The sequence below is a fragment of the Streptomyces sp. NPDC017246 genome, assembly GCF_044331325.1.
In the GTDB taxonomy this organism is placed as follows: Bacteria; Actinomycetota; Actinomycetes; order Streptomycetales; family Streptomycetaceae; genus Streptomyces.
On sequence record NZ_JBIRMW010000004.1, the window covers coordinates 339,069 to 356,520 of the forward strand.

At 72.5% G+C, this 17,452-nt stretch carries 17 protein-coding genes; 6 read left to right on the forward strand and 11 right to left on the reverse strand.

The window, feature by feature from the left end; all coding sequences use genetic code 11:
* The first annotated feature begins 34 nt into the window (after positions 1 to 34).
* The 3 genes from ACH4MY_RS12195 (at position 35) to ACH4MY_RS12205 (ending at position 4,645) form a co-directional block, all read left to right on the forward strand.
* A complete protein-coding gene (locus ACH4MY_RS12195) occupies positions 35 to 1,822 on the forward strand; it encodes a S8 family peptidase (protein ID WP_398001675.1) in 1,788 nt (595 codons plus the stop codon).
* Between the two features lie 219 nt (positions 1,823 to 2,041).
* Entirely contained in the window at positions 2,042 to 2,953 is a 912-nt protein-coding gene (locus ACH4MY_RS12200; protein WP_398001236.1) for a diiron oxygenase, read from the forward strand.
* A 33-nt stretch (positions 2,954 to 2,986) separates the two neighbouring features.
* Positions 2,987 to 4,645, forward strand: coding sequence for an FAD-dependent oxidoreductase (locus ACH4MY_RS12205; protein WP_398001238.1), 1,659 nt, complete (start codon positions 2,987 to 2,989; stop codon positions 4,643 to 4,645).
* Between the two features lie 67 nt (positions 4,646 to 4,712).
* On the opposite strand, the gene ACH4MY_RS12210 is transcribed toward ACH4MY_RS12205, so the two are convergent.
* Both ACH4MY_RS12210 and ACH4MY_RS12215 read right to left on the reverse strand, forming a co-directional pair.
* The gene (locus ACH4MY_RS12210; RefSeq protein WP_398001241.1) at positions 4,713 to 5,291 is read right to left on the reverse strand and encodes a Type-2Aa cytolytic delta-endotoxin; all 579 of its coding nucleotides are present in this window, start codon (positions 5,289 to 5,291) and stop codon (positions 4,713 to 4,715) included.
* Between the two features lie 185 nt (positions 5,292 to 5,476).
* Positions 5,477 to 6,292 carry a LysR family substrate-binding domain-containing protein gene (locus ACH4MY_RS12215; protein WP_398001244.1) on the reverse strand — a complete coding sequence of 272 codons (816 nt, stop codon included), beginning with the start codon at positions 6,290 to 6,292 and terminating at the stop codon, positions 5,477 to 5,479.
* A gap of 64 nt (positions 6,293 to 6,356) precedes the next feature.
* Here ACH4MY_RS12215 and ACH4MY_RS12220 point away from each other — a divergent pair, with 64 nt between their 5' ends.
* Both ACH4MY_RS12220 and ACH4MY_RS12225 read left to right on the forward strand, forming a co-directional pair.
* A complete protein-coding gene (locus tag ACH4MY_RS12220; RefSeq protein WP_398001246.1) occupies positions 6,357 to 6,758 on the forward strand; it encodes a DUF5997 family protein in 402 nt (133 codons plus the stop codon).
* A 127-nt stretch (positions 6,759 to 6,885) separates the two neighbouring features.
* Complete coding sequence (locus tag ACH4MY_RS12225) at positions 6,886 to 7,854, forward strand: universal stress protein (RefSeq protein ID WP_398001249.1); 969 nt, start codon at positions 6,886 to 6,888, stop codon at positions 7,852 to 7,854.
* A 44-nt stretch (positions 7,855 to 7,898) separates the two neighbouring features.
* On the opposite strand, the gene ACH4MY_RS12230 is transcribed toward ACH4MY_RS12225, so the two are convergent.
* A complete protein-coding gene (locus tag ACH4MY_RS12230) occupies positions 7,899 to 8,579 on the reverse strand; it encodes a formylglycine-generating enzyme family protein (protein ID WP_398001252.1) in 681 nt (226 codons plus the stop codon).
* 119 nt (positions 8,580 to 8,698) lie between these two features.
* On the opposite strand from ACH4MY_RS12230, the gene ACH4MY_RS12235 reads away from it, so the two are divergent.
* Positions 8,699 to 9,493: a VOC family protein gene (locus ACH4MY_RS12235; protein WP_398001255.1), complete on the forward strand. Its 795-nt coding sequence runs from the start codon at positions 8,699 to 8,701 to the stop codon at positions 9,491 to 9,493.
* Between the two features lie 79 nt (positions 9,494 to 9,572).
* Here ACH4MY_RS12235 and ACH4MY_RS12240 read toward each other — a convergent pair whose 3' ends face one another.
* From ACH4MY_RS12240 to ACH4MY_RS12275, 8 genes are all read right to left on the reverse strand, one after another.
* Entirely contained in the window at positions 9,573 to 11,162 is a 1,590-nt protein-coding gene (locus tag ACH4MY_RS12240) for a hypothetical protein (protein WP_398001258.1), read from the reverse strand.
* A 116-nt stretch (positions 11,163 to 11,278) separates the two neighbouring features.
* Positions 11,279 to 11,473, reverse strand: a complete 195-nt coding sequence (locus ACH4MY_RS12245; protein ID WP_384562485.1) for a hypothetical protein — start codon at positions 11,471 to 11,473, stop codon at positions 11,279 to 11,281.
* Positions 11,474 to 11,592: 119 nt separating this feature from the next.
* Positions 11,593 to 12,249 carry a hypothetical protein gene (locus tag ACH4MY_RS12250; protein ID WP_398001260.1) on the reverse strand — a complete coding sequence of 219 codons (657 nt, stop codon included), beginning with the start codon at positions 12,247 to 12,249 and terminating at the stop codon, positions 11,593 to 11,595.
* A complete protein-coding gene (locus tag ACH4MY_RS12255) occupies positions 12,246 to 12,917 on the reverse strand; it encodes an ABC transporter ATP-binding protein (RefSeq protein ID WP_398001262.1) in 672 nt (223 codons plus the stop codon). Before ACH4MY_RS12255 ends, ACH4MY_RS12250 begins: the two co-directional genes overlap by 4 nt.
* Entirely contained in the window at positions 12,910 to 13,923 is a 1,014-nt protein-coding gene (locus tag ACH4MY_RS12260) for an ABC transporter ATP-binding protein (protein WP_398001264.1), read from the reverse strand. The genes ACH4MY_RS12255 and ACH4MY_RS12260 overlap by 8 nt, the downstream gene beginning before the upstream one ends.
* Positions 13,920 to 14,756, reverse strand: a complete 837-nt coding sequence (locus tag ACH4MY_RS12265; RefSeq protein WP_398001266.1) for an ABC transporter permease — start codon at positions 14,754 to 14,756, stop codon at positions 13,920 to 13,922. Before ACH4MY_RS12265 ends, ACH4MY_RS12260 begins: the two co-directional genes overlap by 4 nt.
* Positions 14,749 to 15,741: an ABC transporter permease gene (locus ACH4MY_RS12270; protein ID WP_398001269.1), complete on the reverse strand. Its 993-nt coding sequence runs from the start codon at positions 15,739 to 15,741 to the stop codon at positions 14,749 to 14,751. The genes ACH4MY_RS12265 and ACH4MY_RS12270 overlap by 8 nt, the downstream gene beginning before the upstream one ends.
* Complete coding sequence (locus ACH4MY_RS12275; protein WP_398001272.1) at positions 15,738 to 17,354, reverse strand: ABC transporter substrate-binding protein; 1,617 nt, start codon at positions 17,352 to 17,354, stop codon at positions 15,738 to 15,740. The genes ACH4MY_RS12270 and ACH4MY_RS12275 overlap by 4 nt, the downstream gene beginning before the upstream one ends.
* Positions 17,355 to 17,452: the final 98 nt, after the last annotated feature.

Here is a 17,452-nt window from a genome sequence, read left to right on the forward strand (position 1 = left end):
TTCCCTCATATCCAGCCGGTTGAGAACGTCGGCCATAGCCGTCGCGGCGCTCGGTACGACCGTGGCGCTCGCCGCTCCCGCGGGATTCGCCCAGGCAGCACCGACCGACACGGCGCCCGTCGCGGCCCGTTCGGCGGGGGCGACGCAGACCACCGGCTCCACGAAGGCCGCGGCGGCTCCGTCCGCCTGGGCCGCGGGCACCCGCGCGTACCTGGTGATCACGGCGCCCGGCGGCACCTCGGCGGTCAGCAGCGCCGTGGCCGGCAACGGCGGTTCGGTCTTCGCGACCTATGACGCGATCGGCGTGATCGTGGCGCACTCGACGTCCTCGTCGTTCGCCGCCTCGATGCGCGCGGTCGGCGGCGTCCAGCAGGTCGGGGCGACCCGTACCTCGGACGTCCCCGCCGACGCCTACAACCCGGCGCTCCCGGCCAACCCCGCGCAGTCGGCGACCACGCTCACGGAGTCGAACCGCTGGGACATGACGCAGATCAAGGCCGAGCAGGCCTGGGCGGTCACCACCGGTTCGGCGACCGTGAAGGTCGGCGTCCTCGACACCGGTGTGGACGACCAGCACCAGGACATCGCGCCCAACTTCAACGCCGCCGACTCGGCCTCCTGCGCCTACGGCAAGGTGGACACGCGCGCGGGTGCCTGGCGTGACGTCGGCACCCACGGCACGCACGTCGCGGGCACGATCGCGGCCGCCAAGAACGGCAAGGGCGTCATCGGCGTCGCGCCGGGCGTGAAGATCTCCTCCGTCCGCATCGCGGAGCCGACGAGCAGCCTGTTCTTCGCCGAGAACACGATCTGCGGCTTCATGTGGGCCGGTGACCACGGCTTCAAGGTCACCAACAACAGCTACTACACGGACCCGTGGCAGTTCAACTGCCCGGACAACGTGGACCAGGCCGCCATCATCGAGGGTGTCCGCCGGGCGCAGGTGTACGCCGAGGGCAAGGGTTCGCTCCAGGTGGCCGCCGCCGGCAACTCCAACTACGACCTGGCGAACAAGACGACCGACTCCGAGAGCCCCAACGACTCGACGCCGGTCACCCGCACCCTCACCAACGCGTGCATCGACATCCCGACCGAGCTGCCGGGCGTCGTGACCGTCGCCGCGCAGGCCAGCGGCGGTGCCAAGGCCTCGTACTCGAACTTCGGCAACGGTGTGATCGACATCGCCGCCCCGGGCGGTGACGGTTCCACCCAGGTGTACTCGACGCTGCCGGGCGGCAAGTACGGCAGCATGAGCGGCACCTCGATGGCCTCCCCGCACGTGGCGGGCGTCGCGGCGCTGATCGCGAGCACCAACCCCTCGTTCACGCCGGCGCAGATCCGGGACCAGCTGGGCGTCCAGGCCACGGACAAGGCGTGCCCCTCGGACACCCGCTGCAAGGGCACCACGACCAAGAACGGCTTCTTCGGCGAGGGCTCGGTCGACGCGCTGAAGGCCGTCGGCGGCACCACCCCGCCGCCCGGCGCGTACTTCGAGAACCTCACCGATGTCACGATCGTCGACAACGCGACGGTCGAGAGCTCGATCACGGTCGCCGGAGTGACGGGCAACGCGCCGGCCACGCTCAAGGTGGGCGTGGACATCAAGCACACCTACATCGGTGACCTGAAGGTCGATCTGGTGGCCCCGGACGGCACCGTGTACACGGTCCACAACCGGACGGGCAGCGGCACGGACAACATCGTCCAGACGTTCACGGTCAACGCCTCGGCGGAGGTCGCGAACGGCGTCTGGAAGCTGCGCGTGAACGACAACGCGAGCCAGGACACGGGCAAGATCGACGCCTGGAACCTGACCTTCTGACGCCGGGGTCACCTCTTCACGCGACCCTGTGACGGGGCCGGAGCCGACTGGGCTCCGGCCCCGTTCGCATGCCCGGGGGAATGCGCGCGCCCGGGGAAGAAGTCCGTACCGGGGGGTAGGCCTGCCCATGCCCCTTGCTATACGTTCCGTCTAACAACCTTGCTAGACGCGACGTCTAACAAGCGCCCGAGCCGCTCGTGTGACCCGAGGAGCCGCACCATGGCAAGCAGCACCGTTCGCCCGGACAACGAGGGTCGGCACGACAGCTCCACGGCCGAGCGGCTGCTCCGGTCGGCCGCGAAGCTGTCGTACGACCCCGCCGTCGAGGTCGACTGGGACACCCCCCTCGACAAGGACTTCCACGGGCAGAGCCCCGAGTGGAACTCCCTCTACGGCACCGCCTACTGGAACGAGATGACGCAGGAGCAGCAGAAGGAGCTGACCCGTCAGGAGACCGCCTCGGTCGCCAGCACCGGCATCTGGTTCGAGATGATCCTGCAGCAGATGGTGCTCCGCGACATCTACCGCATGGACCACACCGACCCCCGGTTCCAGTGGGCCCTCACCGAGATCGCCGACGAGTGCCGGCACTCGATCATGTTCGCCCGCGGCTCCCAGAAGCTCGGCGCGCCCGCGTACCGGCCCCGGCGCGCCGTACTGGAGCTCGGGCGCTTCATGAAGACCGTGGGCTTCGGCGAAGCCGCGTACGCCGGCATCCTCGTCGCCGAGGAGGTCCTCGACGTCATGCAGCGCGACTGGATGCGCGACGAGCGGGTCGTGCCCTTCGTCCGCACCATCAGCAACATCCATGTGGTCGAGGAATCCCGGCACATGAAGTTCGCCCGGGACGAGACGCGCCGTCACCTCGCACGCGCGGGCAGGACCCGCCGTCACTTCCAGGCCCTCGTGGTCGCCATCGCCGCGTACTACATCATCACCAGCCTGGTGAACCCGGAGGTGTACGTGCGGGCCGGACTCGACCCCGAGCGGGCCCGCCGCGAGGCCGCCGCCAACGAGCACTACAAGGCGCAGCTGCGCGCCAGTTGCGCCGGACTCATGGAGTTCCTGGCCGACGTCGGGATGCTGACCCGGCCCGCGCTCTTCTTCTACCAGCGCGCCCACCTCGTCTGACCCCTCCGAGCCGAGCAGAGCAGAGCCGACGCCATGACCTACGCGATCACCCAGACCTGCTGCAGCGACGCGACCTGTGTCGCCGTCTGCCCCGTCAACTGCATCCATCCGACGCCCGAGGAGCCCGACTTCGGCACCACGGACATGCTGTACGTGGACCCCGAGGCCTGCATCGACTGCGGCGCCTGCGCCGACGCCTGCCCCGTCGACGCGATCTTCCCGGTCGACCGGCTCACCGGACGGCTGAGGGAGTACGAGGCGGTCAACGCGGAGTACTACGCGGACCGCGCCCCCGCGCCGGTCCTCGCCTCGCCCAACTTCCACAGCTGGGGCGCGCCCGCCTTCCCCCGCTCCCTGCCCTCCGACTTCGCCCCGCTGCGGATCGCGGTCGTCGGCACCGGCCCCGCGGGCATGTACGCCGCCGAGGACCTGCTCCTGCACACCAGCGCCGAGGTCACCCTCATCGACCGGCTGCCGGTGGCCGGCGGGCTCCTCCGGTACGGCGTGGCACCGGACCATCCGGCGACCAAGGGCGCCGGGGAGACCTTCGCCCGCTTCCACGCCCACCCGCGGGTCCGGATGCGGCTGGGCGTGCGGATCGGCGAGGACGTCACCGTCGAGGAACTCGCCGCCCATCACGACGCGGTGATCTACGCGGTGGGCGCGCCCGCCGACCGCCGGCTCGGCATCCCCGGCGAGGACCTGCCGGGCAGCGTCTCGGCCACCTCCGTCGTCTCCTGGTACAACGCGCATCCGGAGACCGGCGCGGACGCCGTCCGGCTCGCCGCCGCACGGGTCGTCGTCGTCGGCAACGGCAACGTCGCGCTCGACGTCGCCCGGGTCCTCCTCATGCACCCCGACGCCCTCGCCGGCACGGACATCGCCGACCACGCCCTCGCGGCCCTGCGCGGCAGCCCGGTGCGCGAGGTGGTGCTGCTCGGCCGGCGCGGCCCCGAGCACGCGGCGTACACGAGCTCCGAACTGCGCGCCCTGAAGCATCTGCCGGGCGTCGAGCTGGTCGTCGACGACCAGGACCCGCGGACCGGGGCGGCCGTCGACACGGCGGCGGCCGGCGAGAAGGCCGCGCTGCTGCGGGACGTGGCCCGGGAGACGGTGGACTGGACGCGGGCCCCCGCGCCGGACCGGCGCCGGATCGTGCTGCGCTTCCACTCCGCCCCGGTCGAGGCCCTCGGCACCGACTCCGTACGAGCGGTCCGGGTGACGGAGGACGGGGCGCCGTCCGGTACGGAGATCGGGACGGGGCTCCTCGTCAGGGCGATCGGCTACCGGGGTCTCCCGCTGACGGGGCTGCCCTTCGACGAGGCGACCGGCACCGTGCCGCACGAGGCCGGGCGGATCACGGGGCTGCGGGGAGGCTATGTCGTCGGCTGGATCAAGCGCGGTCCCACCGGTGGCATCGGGGCCAACCGGGCCTGCGCGGAGGAGACGGTCGGGACCCTGCTCGCGGACGCGGTCGCCGGGACACTGCCGGCGCCGACGGGCACGGCCCAGGACTTCCGACGGCTGGCGCGGAGGCGCAGCGGGCACCTCGTCGACGCGCGCGGTCTCGCAGCCATCGACCGGACGGAGCGGGCCAGGGGGCAGGACGCGGGGCGTCCCCGGGTCAAACTGGCGACGGTGCCGGAACTCGTCGCGGCGGCGCGGGGCGGACGGCGGCGCCCGAAGAGCTGAGCGGAAGCGTCGGAGTCGGGGGTCCGGCCCGGGACGGCGGGCCGGCGGACTGCCGCGACGTGGGACGTCAGGCCGCGAGACCCAGGGCCTGGCGGACCACGATCGCGTTGAGCCGCACCGCGAACGGCACCACGTCCGTCAGCTCCAGCGCGACGGCCTCCGCCTTCGGCAGCTCGACCGTCACGTCGACGCAGAAGGCCAGGGCGTACATGTGCTCCCCGGTCTCCTCGTCCTGGAGGGCGAAGAACAGATCCCGGTAGAACCGGGTCCGCTCCCCCGACTCCTCGTAGAAGGAGAGACCGGGCTGCCCCTCCTGCGCGGCGAGTCCGGTGAAGGCCCGGACGAGCTCCCGCTCGACGGTGGCCCAGAAGCCGGCCTCCGCGCACTCCGGCGGGAGCGCCTGCCGGACGGCCTCCTTGAGGGAGAGCACCATGACCAGGACGGGGGCGTACTCCTGAAGCCCCCAGCCCCGCACCATCTTCACCACGGTGCTGTCCGGGACGGCCGCCGCGGCCTCCCGTATCGCCTCGAAGTCGAAGTTGACGGTCGCCGGGGCGATCGCCTCCTGGAAGACCCGGTCGATGGACCGGGCCTGCGCGAGATGGTCGGGTCCCACCTCGACAACGGTCCTGAAACTGGCGGCCAAAGCTCCTCCTGGGTGATCTCGATATCAGAAGGGGTCAGTATGCCGAGCGCCCGCCCACCGGAGGGAGCGCCGTCCGCCGTACGGACGGGGCCGCGGGCGCCCGTCCGGAAGGGGGTCGGCGTCCGCCGTACGGAAAGGGTCTGCGTCCACCGTCCGGAAGGGGGCCGCCGTACGGAAGGCGCCGGTCAGGACCTCTTGCGGGGCTTTCCGCTCGTACGGCCCCGGCCGGAGCCGGCGGCGCCGCCGGTCTTGCGGGCCGCGGGCTTGCCCGTCGTACGGGAGCCCGCGCCCGGCTTCCCCGGCCTTGCGGGCTTGGCCGTCTTCCGGTCCTTCTGGTCCTTCGGCTGCTTCTGGCCCTTCTGGGCCTCGGCGCGACGGCCCCGGGTGCTGTTCACCGTGCGGCCCCGCACGATGCCGATGAACTCCTCCACCAGGTCCGGAGCCTCGTCCGCCGCCTGCCACGACAGGGCCACCCGCGACTGCGCGCCCTCGGTCAGCGTCCGGTAGGTGAGGTCCTTGCGGTGGTGCAGCCGGGCGAGGGACTGGGGCACGGCCAGCAGACCGACACCCGCCGCGACCAGCTCGATCGCGTCGGCGGTCGTCTCGGGGCGCTCGTTCGCCGGGCGGCCCGGCGGCCGCTCCCAGCCGAGGGTGTCGTCGAGGGGGTGCAGGACGAGCTCCTCGGCGAGGTCCTCGGCCGACACCTCCTCGGCCGCCGCGAGCGGATGGTCCTTGGGAAGGACGACGACCGTCGTCTCCGTGTAGAGCGGGATGGCGCTGAGGTCGTCCCGGTCGACGGGCAGCCGGACCAGGCCGGCGTCGGCCGTGCCCTCCCGAAGGGCCCCGAAGGCCTCGGCGGGCGTCAGCGCGAGAAGGGTGAGGGGTACGTCGGGCAGACGTTCGTTCCAGACCCGCACCCACTTCGAGGGCGTCACTCCGGGGACGTACGCGAGCCGGAACGAAGGGGAGGAATCTGAGGGGGAAGCGTCCGAGCCTGTCACCCCGCCAGGTTACCGGTAGCTGCGGTGGTCGGAACTCGCCCGCACGCTCGATACCCTTGACACCATGACGTCGCACCAGAACACCCAGACGATGAAGCCCGCCACCGCGGCGAAGAAGCTGGGTGTGTACCTCGAGGCCACCCCCGCAGACTTCCAGGAGGGTGTCGTCTCGCGCGCCGAGCTGAACGAGCTCCAGGCCGACCCGCCGGCCTGGCTCCAGGAGCTCCGCAAGAACGGTCCGCACCCCCGCCCGGTGGTCGCGCAGCGGCTCGGCATCTCCATCGCCGGCCTCGCGCGCGGCGGCATCACCGACCCGCTCACCACCGAGCAGATCGAGGCGCTCAGGCAGGAGCTCCCGGAGTGGCTGCAGAAGGAGCGTGCCACCCAGGCGGAGGTCCGCAAGGAGACCGTCCGCATCAAGGAGCGCGACGCGGAGCGCGCCGCGCGCGGAGACCAAAACGCCTGATCGCCTCCCCGATCGCCTCCCACCGGACCGGTACCGACGGTTTCCCCGTCGGACCGGTCCGGTGTCGTTTCCCGCGGGCCGGCCACGACCGGTGTGGCGCGGGGCCGGGCGCGGGAGTCATTCCCGCATGAGTGACACGAGCACCGCGTCCGAGCCGCCGGTCGTCGTCGGCGTGGACGGATCCGAGCACAGCCGCCGGGCCCTGGAGTGGGCCCTGAGTGCCGCCGAGCACCTGGGATCGCCGCTGGTCGTGGCCCATGTGCGCTCCGACGCCCTTCAGCTCGGCGCCGCGCGGATCGCCTCCCTCGGTCCGTCCCCCGAGCTTCCCGACACGGTCGTCGAGGGCGTACGGAGCGTGGTCGAGAAGGGCGGGCACCGGGTTCCCGTGCGGTACGAGTCGCTGGACGGGTCCGTGACCGACGCCCTGCCGGCGGCCGCGCGGGGTGCGCGGCTTCTGGTGACCGGCTCCCGCGGGCACGGCGGCTTCGCGAGTCTGCTGCTCGGCTCGACCAGCCGCACGCTCGCCTCGATCGCGCCCTGCCCGCTCGTCGTCGTCCCGCACGAGGCGCGCGCGGTCGTCCTGGAGGGCGGGGCGGGGGCGGGACGGGTGCTGCTCGGGCTGCACACGGAGGAGACCCCGGACGAGGTGGTGGACTTCGCCTTCGAGGCGGCGCACCACCGGCGCGTGGCGCTGGAGGCCGTGACGGCGTTCCGGCTGCCTCCCCAGGCGAGCGCCCTGGTCGCCTCCCCCGCCCCGGCGCTCCAGGTGCCTCCGCCGCTGCCCCTCGCGAACGAGGCGGAGGATCTCGTACGGGAGGCGAGGCGGGAGCAGGAGGAGCGGCTGCGGCCGTTCGCCGCGCGCTGGCCGGGGGTCGTTCTCGTCCCGACGGTGGTGCCCACGGACGCGGCGGCGCTGCTGGTGGAGGGTTCGCGGGACGCCGGGCTGCTGGTCGTGGGCCGCCACCACCGGCATCGCTTCGGGTCGCTGCTCATCGGCTCGGTGGCGCACGCGGTGCTGCATCACGCGCACTGCCCGGTCGCCGTGGTTCCCCCCGGTACTCCAGGAGTGAGGGCGGTCCCGGACCCCCAGGAGTGAGGGTGGTCCCGGACCCGGCGTCTCCCGGCTGCCCCCGGCCGTCCTCAGCTCGGCGGGAGGGTCCGCGCGAGACGGAATCCCACGTCGTCGATGCGGAGGGTGGGGTGGCTGCGACGGCGGACCGAGGCGCGGCAGCTCCAGTGCTCGTCGAACCAGCCCCCGCCGCGCAGCACCCGGTAGCCGCCGTAGACCTCGGCGTCGTACACGTCCCAGCACCACTCCCAGACATTGCCCAGCGTGTCGTGGAGCCCCCAGGCGTTGGGCCGGCGGGTGCCGGTCTCGTGGAGGCGTTCGCCGGAGTTCCCCCGGTGCCAGGCGATCTCGTCGAGCGGCCCGTAGCGCGCCTCCGTGGTGCCGGCGCGGCAGGCGTGCTCCCACTCGGCCTCGGTGGGGAGCCGGTATCCGTCGGCGGTCCGGTCCCACGCCGGCTCTTCGGCGTCGTCCGCCGGGAGGCGGTAGGCGGGGCTCAGCCCCTCACGGGCCGAGAGCGCGTTGCAGAAGCGGACCGCGTCGCCCCAGGACACTCCCTCCACCGGCCGCCGGTCACCGGGTGCGGTGTCCGGTCTCTCGCCGGTGACCTGCTCGTACAGGCCGCGGGTGACGGGGACCGCGCCCAGGGCGTACGGGCCGACCCCGACCGTCCAGCTGCGCTCCGTGCGCCGGTCCGAGAGCGTGACCGGCCCCCCGGAGATCTCGATCATCGCGGTGGCCCCCTGTGTCCCCATGCCCACGATGTTCTCAGCATTCGGGTCCCGTCACGCCGCGTCACCGAGCGGGCGGGGACGAGCGTGGCTAGCGTGGCTCACAGGAACACGTCATCGAATCGGAAGTGGGAGTCACCGTCATGGCTGCATCACCTGAAGGCACGCCTGTCTGGGCCGACGCGATGTTCAAGGACTTCGAGGGCGCCAAGACGTTCTACGGTGACGTCCTCGGCTGGACCTTCGGCGAGTCCTCCACGGAGTTCGGCAACTACACACAGGCGTACAAGAACGGCAAGGCCGTCGCGGCCATCGTCCCGCCGATGCCGGGGCAGGACGGCGAGCAGAAGTCGTCCTGGTGTCTCTACTTCGCCTCGCCCGACGTCGCCGCCACGGCCGAGAAGATCCGGAACGCGGGCGGCACCGTCCTGATGGAGCCGATGCAGGTCGGCGCCTTCGGCTCGATGTGCATCGCACAGGATCCGGCGGGTGCCGTGTTCGGGATCTGGCAGGCGGGCGAGCACACCGGCTTCGAGGCGCAGGGCGTACCCGGCTCCTACGTCTGGGCCGAGGTCTTCACCCGGGAACCGGCGAAGGCCGACCCCTTCTACACCACCGTCTTCGGCTACAACGCCAAGACGATGCAGGACGCCGAGATGGACTACCGGGTCTTCGACCTCGGCGGCGATCCGCTGATCGGCAGGATGACGATGACGTCGGACTTCCCGCCGGAGATCCCGTCGTACATCCAGATCTACTTCGCCGTCGACAACTGCGACAAGGCCGTCGAGGCGGCCGAACGCCTCAAGGGGCAGAAGGTCTTCGGGCCGATGGACAGCCCGTTCGGCCGGTTCGCGGCGATCCTGGACCCGCAGGGTGCCGCGTTCGCCGTGATCGACGTCAAGACGACCGTCGGTGAGATGCCCGAGATGGTCTGACGCGGAACGGGACACCGGAACCGCCCCGGAGCCGTGGCTCCGGGGCGGTTCGCCGCGTCGGGCCGGACCGGTCGGCCGGTCAGGCGCTGTCGCGGACGGCGACGATGCCGTTGAAGACACCGATGTACGCGGCGCCGTCGGGGCCGAGGGTGATCGGGGCCCAGTTGTTGTCGTAGGCGAGGCCGGTCCCGGTGAAGCGGCTGAAGACCCGCTTGCCGGTGCGGAAGTCGACGGCCGTGAGATACCAGGCGTCGACGCCCCAGGAGTTGGGGCGCTTCTCGTAGAAGTAGAGCAGCCCGTTGGCCGTGGAGAGCTTCGGTACGGTCGAGGGCGAACGGACGTCGCTCTCCCAGACGGTGTCGCAGCCGCTGCCGTCGGCCCGGACGTCGACGCGGGTCGCGCCGCCCACGACGCTGCGGCCGAGGGTGAGCGTACTCGGGTTCTCGTAACCGTAGTTGTTCTCGACGACGAGGCTGTTTCCCCAGCTGATCAGGGAGTTGTCGGTGGTGGACGCCCCGGATCCGAAGACCGGCACCCGGCAGACCAGCCGCTCGGAGGCCGGGACGTCGGCGCCCCTGCGGTAGACGAGGACGTTCATCCGGTCGTCGGCGTTGTCGGTGATGGCGACGTACTCGTCGTGCGTGCCGAAGAGGTCGGGCGTGGTGCCCGAACCCTGGTTCACGGAACCGGGCTTGGTACCGGTCCCCCGGTCGTACGTCTCACGCCACCGCACGCGCGGCACCCCGTCGGCATCGGCCCGGAAGCTGTACAGGGCGTGGTCGGTGACGAGGGAGACGCCGTCCTCGGCGGCGGAGAAGGAGTTCTGGATCTCCTCCCCTTCGAGGCGGATCGCGCGCAGCGCACCCGTCTCGGGGTCGACGGTGCCGACACGGCCGAGCCGGGTGACCCACCAGACGCGGCCCTCCCAGTCCGGCATGACGGAGGTGACCGGGTCGCAGACGCCGCTGGGGAAGAGGTTGGTCCAGGTGACGCAGTCGTGCGGGACGAGGGAGGTGAGGTCCCAGTCGTTCTCGACGACGAACTCCCAGGCCCCGTCGGCCTTCTGGCGGTGGGCGATGCGCTGGATGTGCTGCCGGGAGTCGGCGAGGACGACCCGGTCCCGGTCGTCGAGGAAGAAGTAGGCGCCGCCGGAGGTGTCCTTGAAGATCTTCTCGAAGTCGAGACGGGTGATGGCCTCGACGGTGGAGGAGCGCTGCGGCAGCTTGTACTCGGCGAGGGTGTCCAGGGTGCGTGGGTCCAGCAGCTTCAGGAGGAAGCCGCTGAAGGTGCCGCACACCGTGACGAGTCGGCCGCCGGAGTCGAAGGTGACGGTGGCGCACTCGCCGCCGACGGGGGCGATCTTCTCGCTGTCCACGCGCGGGGCGCGGCCGAGCGGCCCGGGATAGGGGTGGGTGCCGCTGCCCGCGCCGTCGGCGTGCATACCGCTGCGCCCGTTGGGGGCGAGGTACGGGTGCTGGGCCGTGCCCTTGCCGGGCACGGGCCGCGCGGTGGCGGGGGCGCCCTCGTAGTGCTCCACGAGGCGGTGGCCGAGGGCGAGGGGTATCTCCTCCGCCTGCGCGACAGGAGCGGCGCCCGCGAGGAGGGTCGCGCTCAGCGCGGCGAGCAGCACGAGCGCACGTGCTCGTCTTCGTGGCGGGTGCGTGGTCACTGTGGCTCCTCGGGTTGCCGGCATCTGTCGCGCCGGCGGCCGACGCTAGGCCCGAGTCCGTGAGATGTACATGCAACTGCCCTGTGTTTCACAGGCAGTTCATGATCGGGCGATGATCACGGCCTGAGGCTGGAGACCACGTTGGCGGTGGCGGCGACCCCGTTGTGGATCGTCGGCGCCATGCTGGTGCCGGCGAGGAAGAAGCCGAGCAGCGCGCAGACGAGCGCGTGGGTGAGCTTGAGCCCGCCACTGCGCAGGAAGATCACGGCCAGTACCAGCAGCAGCACCACGACAGAAATGGAAACGGCCATCGCGTTCACGTCCCTCCGTCGCCGCACCGGAATTGCGGCGTTCGGCGGACAGTGTGGCGGAATGCGCGGTCCGTCCGGGCGAATGGCGGGGCGGCCATACGGGTGAGATTCGGCCGGGCTCAGCCGCCGAGGGTCTCGGCGGCGGTCGGCCGGCGCACCGTGTCGAGTTCCGGGTCGGCGAGCAGTCCGGCGATCAGCGCACGGTTTCCGAAGACCTCGGTGGCGGAGAGGTCCAGGTCGGTGAGGACGTGCCAGCCGCCGTCGGAGGCCCACCACGTGGCGGGAAACCAGAAGTCGGCCATGGCGTCGTGGTGGGCGAGCGCGTCGCCGAGCCGGCCGCGCCGGGCGACCGGCGACCCGCCCAGAGGAGTCGACGCGGGCGCCTGGGCGGCCCCGCAGGGCGTGTCCGCTCCTCGGGGACCGCTCCGGACCAGGTGCTCGACGAGACGGGCCAGGGAGGCGCGGTCCAACTCCGCCGGGTCGGGCCCTTCGAGCCCGTCCGCCCCCGCCAGGCCCTCGAAGACCAGGTACGACAGGGTGCCCGGCCAGTCCTCCAGGTTACGGCCCGCCCGGGACAGCACCTCGTCCCAGCGGAGCCGTACCGGACCCTCGTGGATCGCGTGGAGGATCCAGCAGCTGTCCTCGTACCCGCCCCGGGGCTCGTAGCCGCACTCGGCCTCGGCGAGTGCGGCGCGCAGCCCGTCGAGGGGGTCGTCCTCCGCGACGGCCTTCCAGGGGGCCGCCCCGTCGGTGGACGTCGGCGGATCGCTCGTCACGGGCTCTCCTCGGCGGGCAGGCAGTCCTTCCACTCCACCGTACGGTCGCACCAGCGACTCAGCAGGACACGGTCGTGCCCGACGGCGAGGAGACCGGCGCCGGTGTCGGCGCGGTAGCCCTCGACCGCGGCGACCAGGGCGGCCGTGGTGGAGGCGTCGAGCATCGCGGTCATCTCGTCGCAGATCAGCCAGCGGGGGCGCAGGGCCAGGGCGCGTCCCAGGCAGGCGCGTTGGAGCTGTCCGTCGCTGACCTCGTGCGGGCGGCGGACGAGCAGGTCGGGGGTGAGGCCGACGGCCGGGGCGAGTTCCGCGAGCCGGGCCGGAGCCTCGGCGCGCCGGCCGGTGGCGCGGAGCGGCTCGACGAGCAGGTCGGCGAGGCTGAGCCGGGGATCGGCGGCCATGCGGGGCTGCTGGAACACGACGCCGACGGAGACGCGGAGTGCGCGCGGGGCGCGGTGGCGCCAGGCCCGGACCTCGGTGCCGTCGAGGACGAGGCGGCCCTCGTCGGGGCGGTGGAGGAGGGCGGCGACCCGGGCGAGGGTCGATTTCCCGCAGCCGCTGGGGCCGAGGAGTCCGACGGACTCACCGGGGGCGACGGTGAGCGAGGCGCCCCGGAAGGCGGGGGCGCGGCGGTCGTATCCGGCGGTGACGCCGTCGAGTTCAAGCACGGGGGTGCTCCGGGTGGTGGCAGGCCACGCCCGCGGTGAACGCGGGGCGGTCGGCGCAGAGTTCGGTGGCCAGCGGGCAGCGCGGGGCGAAGGCGCAGCCCTCGGGCAGGGCGGAGAGTTCCGGGGGCATGCCGGGGATCGGGGTGAACGCCCGGTCGGGCAGCGCGTCGAGGAGTCCGCGCGCGTAGGGGTGACGGGGGCCGGCCGGCCCGAAGAACCGGTGGGCGGGGGCGATTTCGACGATGCGGCCCGCGTACATGACGGCGACCCGGTCGGCGATGCGCGCGGCGGCGGCCAGGTCGTGGGTGATGAGGAGCAGGGCGCGGCCGTCGTCGGCGTGGCGCCTCAGTTCGTCGACGGTCCGGTCGACGAGGTCGCGGTCGAGTCCGGTGGTCGGCTCGTCGGCGAGCAGCAGCCCGGCGTCGCCGATGAGGGCGAGGGCGGTGGCGGCGCGCTGGGCGAGGCCTCCGGAGAGCTCGTGCGGGTGCCGGTCGAGGTGGTCGGCGGGGAAGGCCGCCCGGTCGGCCGCGTCCTCGGCGGCCTTCCGGCGGGCGCGGCGGGAGGTGCCGGTGAGGTCCCGGACGGTCTCCTCCAGCTGGGACCGCATGGTGCGGACGGGGGTGAGGTGGGCGGCGGGACTCTGCGGTACGAGGCCGACGCGGCGGCCCCGTACGGTGCGCGCGAGGGTCTTCTCGTCGGCGGCGAGCAGATCGGTGCCGTCCTGGCCCCCGGGCCGTGTGAGCAGGGCCGTACCCGAGGTCTCGGCGTTGGCGGGGAGCAGGCCGAGGAGCGCGGAGGCGAGGACGGACTTGCCGCAGCCGCTCTCGCCGACGAGAGCGAGGCACTCCCCCGCGCCGAGGTCGAAGTCGGCGTCGCTGACGGCGGCGACGGTCCGGCCGCCGCGCAGCCGGAAGCGGACGGTGAGGTCGCGGACACTGAGGACGGCGTCCCGCGCCCTCCCGGCGGAGACGGCATCGAGGGCGCGGAGCACGTTGTCGGCGGTCACAGCATGAGCTCCGATCGGCGGCGCGGGTTGAGGCGGTCGCGCCAGGCGCCGGCGAGGCCGGCGATGGCGAGGGTCGGCACGATGAGCAGGAGGCCGGGGAAGAGGGTGGGCCAGCCGTATCCGGCGAGGAGCGAGGAGCGGGCGTTCTGCACGAGGTTGCCGAGGCTCGCCTGATGGCTGGGGAGGCCGAGTCCGAGGAAGGACAGGGCGGACTCGTGCCACATGGCGTGCGGGACCATCAGGACGGCGGCGAGGCCCGCCTGCGGCAGGACGGCGGGGAGCAGATGCCGGACGGCGACGCGCCATCGGGTGGCGCCGCCGGAGACGGCGGCGTCGACGAAGGGCCGGGTGCGCAGGGAGAGGACCTCGGAGCGCACGATCCGGGCGGTGGAGAGCCAGTGGGTGACGGCGACGGAGGCGATCACGGGCCAGACGCCGGGCCGGAAGAGGGCGACCACGAAGATGCCGAGCAGCAGGTGCGGTACGGAGGAGAAGGCGTCGACGAGGCGCATGAGCGTGCGGTCGGTCCAGCCCCCGAGTGCCCCGGCGGCCGCTCCGACGGCGGTGCCGACGACGGTCGCGACGAGCGCGGCGACCAGTCCGACGAGGAGCGAGATCCGCAGGCCGTAGACGCAGCGCAGGAGGAGGTCGCGGCCGAGGTCGTCGGTGCCGAAGGGGTGGTCCCAGGACGGCGGGAGGAGCTTCTCGGAAAGGTCGACGGCCTGTTCGTCGAGCTGGACGAGCGGCGGCACGACCAGGACCGCGAGGAGGACGACGCCGACGACGAGGGCGGAGCTCCAGAGCCGCAGGCGGTGGGTGCGCGGGTCAGCCATCGAAGCCCACCCTGGGGTCGGCGAGTCCGTACAGGAGGTCGGAGAGCAGGTTGCCGAGGAGGACGGCGGCGGTGGCGAGGACCGTGAGCGCGGCGAGCAGCGGGAAGTCCACGGAGGTGGCGGCCTGGACGGTGGCGGCGGCGATGCCGGGCCAGCTGAAGACGGTCTCCACGAGCAGGGCCCCGGTGATCAGCTCGGGCACGCGGGAGCCGATGAGGGTGAGCATGGGCAGCATTCCGGAGCGGAGGGCGTGACCGGTGAGGACGGTGCGTTCGCGCAGGCCGCGGGCGCGGGCGCCGCGTACGGGGTCCTCGTCGAGGGCGTCGCCGACGCCCTGGCGGACGTACAGGAAGAACCAGGGCAGCTGGGAGACGCCGAGGACGACCGCGGGCAGCACGAGGTGGCGGGCGACCTGGTCGGCGGTGACGGTGTCGCTCGCGGTGTCGGTGAGTCCGCCGGCGGGCAGGGCGCCGAGCTGCAGGGCGAAGAACCAGATGGCGAGGAGTCCGAGCCAGAAGGCGGGGGCGGCTTCCAGGGTGTACGCGACGGAGCTGACGGCGCGGTCGATCGCGCCGCCGCGGCGGCGCCCGGCGAGGACGCCGAGGAGGGTGCCCAGCGCGATGGCGACGAGGAAGGCGGTGACGGCGAGGAGGACGGACCAGCCGAGGCGTTCGCCGATGACCTCGGCCACGGGCCGTCGCATGACGGCGGAGTCGCCGAGGTCGCCGGTGAGGGCGGAGGTGAGCCACTCCCACCAGCGGGTGAGGAGGGGCCGGTCGACGCCGAGGTTGGCGCGGAGCTGGTCGAGGTTCTCCTGCGAGGCGGTGAGTCCGGCGGTGCCGGTGTAGGCCTTGACGGGGTCGAAGGGGGAGGCTTCGGCGACGGCGAACACCGCGAAGGTGACGGCGAGGAGGACGGGGACGGCGGCCAGGGCGCGCCGTCCCGTCATCCGCGCCATGGGCCCCCAGGGGAGGCGGCGCTTCACTTCTCCGTCGCCCCGGCCTTCTTCGGCCGCCAGCTCTCGATGTTCCACCAGGGGCCGGAGGCGAGGCCGTGGTCGTGCGGCTCGGTCTGGGTGCTCGGGCCGTCCCAGGCGTCGTTGACGACGTAGAGGTGGTCGATGTGGGTGAGGAAGGTGTAGCCGGGGTTCTTCACCAGTTCGCGCTGGACGGTGTCGTACGCGGCGCGGCGCTTGGTGAGGTCGTTCGTGCGGCGGCCGTCGTCCAGGGCGCGGTCGACGGTCTTGTTGTCGTACCGGGCCATGTTGTTGAAGCCGTCGCCCGCGAGGCTCGACTTGAGGAGGAGGTACTGGTCGAAGTCGGGGTCGCCGGGCGAGCCGCCGCCCGCGAGGACGGCGTCGGTCTTCATCCGGGGCTCGATGACCTCCCAGGTGCCGGCCTGGGCGGTGATGTCGACGCCGGCCTTCTTGGCGTCGGAGACGTACGCGAGGGCGTGGTCCTGGCGGAGCTTGTCGCCGGAGAGGTACCAGAGCGGGAAGGCGGCGCGGACGCCGTTCTTGACGCGGACGCCGTCGGGGCCGGGCTTCCAGCCGGCCTCGTCGAGGATCTTCCGCGCGCCGGCGAGGTCGTGTCGGCGCTCGGTGCCCTTCGCGAACCAGGGGCTGTCGGTGGGGACGGGCCCGTAGGCGGGCTTTCCGGCGCCTTCGAGGATCTTGTCGACCATGGCCTGCCGGTCGACGGCGAGGTCGAGGGCGCGGCGGACGGCGGTGTCGCCGGCGACCTCGTTGTGGGTGGGGAGGGTGACCGTGCGGTAGTCGTAGGTCTTCGCCGCCCAGGTCCTCCTCGCCCGGTCCTTCTTGAATCCGGCGGCGAGGTTGGGCGGCAGGACGGCGCCGTCGAGGTCGCCGGCGCGGAGCCGGGTGGCGCGGACGTCGTCGTCCTTGATGATCGCCATGGTGAACTTCTTCACCGCGGGCGCGCCGTTCCAGTAGGTCGGGTTGGCCTTGAAGCTCAGCTTCTCGCCCTTGGACCAGCCGGTGAGGACGTACGGGCCGGTGCCTATGGGCTTGCTGGTGAAGGCGCCGGTGTTGACGTCCTGCTTCGCCGCGATGTGCTCGGGGGCGATGGCGTGGACGGTGCGCTCGGCGAAGGGCGCGTAGGGGTACTTGAGGTGGAAGACGACGGTGTCGTCGCCGATCGCCTCGACGTTCCTGAGGGCGTCGAGCTCGGTGCGGGAGGCGTTGTTCGTCTTGGGGTCGAGGATCGTCCGGTAGGTGAAGACGACGTCCTCGGCCGTGAACGGGGCGCCGTCGCTGAAGGTGACCCCGGTGCGGAGGGTGTACGTGTAGGTGAGCCCGCCGTCGGCGATGTGCGGCAGCTCGGCCGCGAGCGCCGGCTTGAGCTTCATGTCGGCGTCGAAGGCGAGGAGCCCGTCGAAGATCTTGGAGTTGCCGTCCTTGCCGTAGCCGAGGAGGGGGCTGAGGGTCTCGGGCTCGTAGGCGATGCCGACGACCGCGGAATCCTTGGGTCCGCCGGAGGCCCCGGCGGTGGAGCCGGGGTTCGTGCAGGCCGCCGCGGTGAGGGCCAGGGCCCCCGCGAGCGTCGCGGCGGCCGTGCCGCGGAGGAATCGGGCGGTCATCGTGTCCACACCCCTTTTTGGAGATCAACTGTTATTGCGAACGGCTTGCAATTAAACAGTATGTAAAGGGGTGTGGACTCGGCGGCCCCTTACAAGGG

Excerpts from the sequence above, each read along its gene's own strand:
- ACH4MY_RS12200 (WP_398001236.1), top strand. The coding sequence starts at position 2,042 with ATGGCAAGCAGCACCGTTCGCCCGGACAACGAGGGTCGGCACGACAGC.
- ACH4MY_RS12205 (WP_398001238.1), top strand. The coding sequence starts at position 2,987 with ATGACCTACGCGATCACCCAGACCTGCTGCAGCGACGCGACCTGTGTC.
- ACH4MY_RS12220 (WP_398001246.1), top strand. The coding sequence starts at position 6,357 with ATGACGTCGCACCAGAACACCCAGACGATGAAGCCCGCCACCGCGGCG.
- ACH4MY_RS12225 (WP_398001249.1), top strand. The coding sequence starts at position 6,886 with ATGAGTGACACGAGCACCGCGTCCGAGCCGCCGGTCGTCGTCGGCGTG.
- ACH4MY_RS12230 (WP_398001252.1), bottom strand. The coding sequence starts at position 8,579 with ATGGGGACACAGGGGGCCACCGCGATGATCGAGATCTCCGGGGGGCCG.
- ACH4MY_RS12235 (WP_398001255.1), top strand. The coding sequence starts at position 8,699 with ATGGCTGCATCACCTGAAGGCACGCCTGTCTGGGCCGACGCGATGTTC.
- ACH4MY_RS12245 (WP_384562485.1), bottom strand. The coding sequence starts at position 11,473 with ATGGCCGTTTCCATTTCTGTCGTGGTGCTGCTGCTGGTACTGGCCGTG.
- ACH4MY_RS12265 (WP_398001266.1), bottom strand. The coding sequence starts at position 14,756 with ATGGCTGACCCGCGCACCCACCGCCTGCGGCTCTGGAGCTCCGCCCTC.
- ACH4MY_RS12275 (WP_398001272.1), bottom strand. The coding sequence starts at position 17,354 with ATGACCGCCCGATTCCTCCGCGGCACGGCCGCCGCGACGCTCGCGGGG.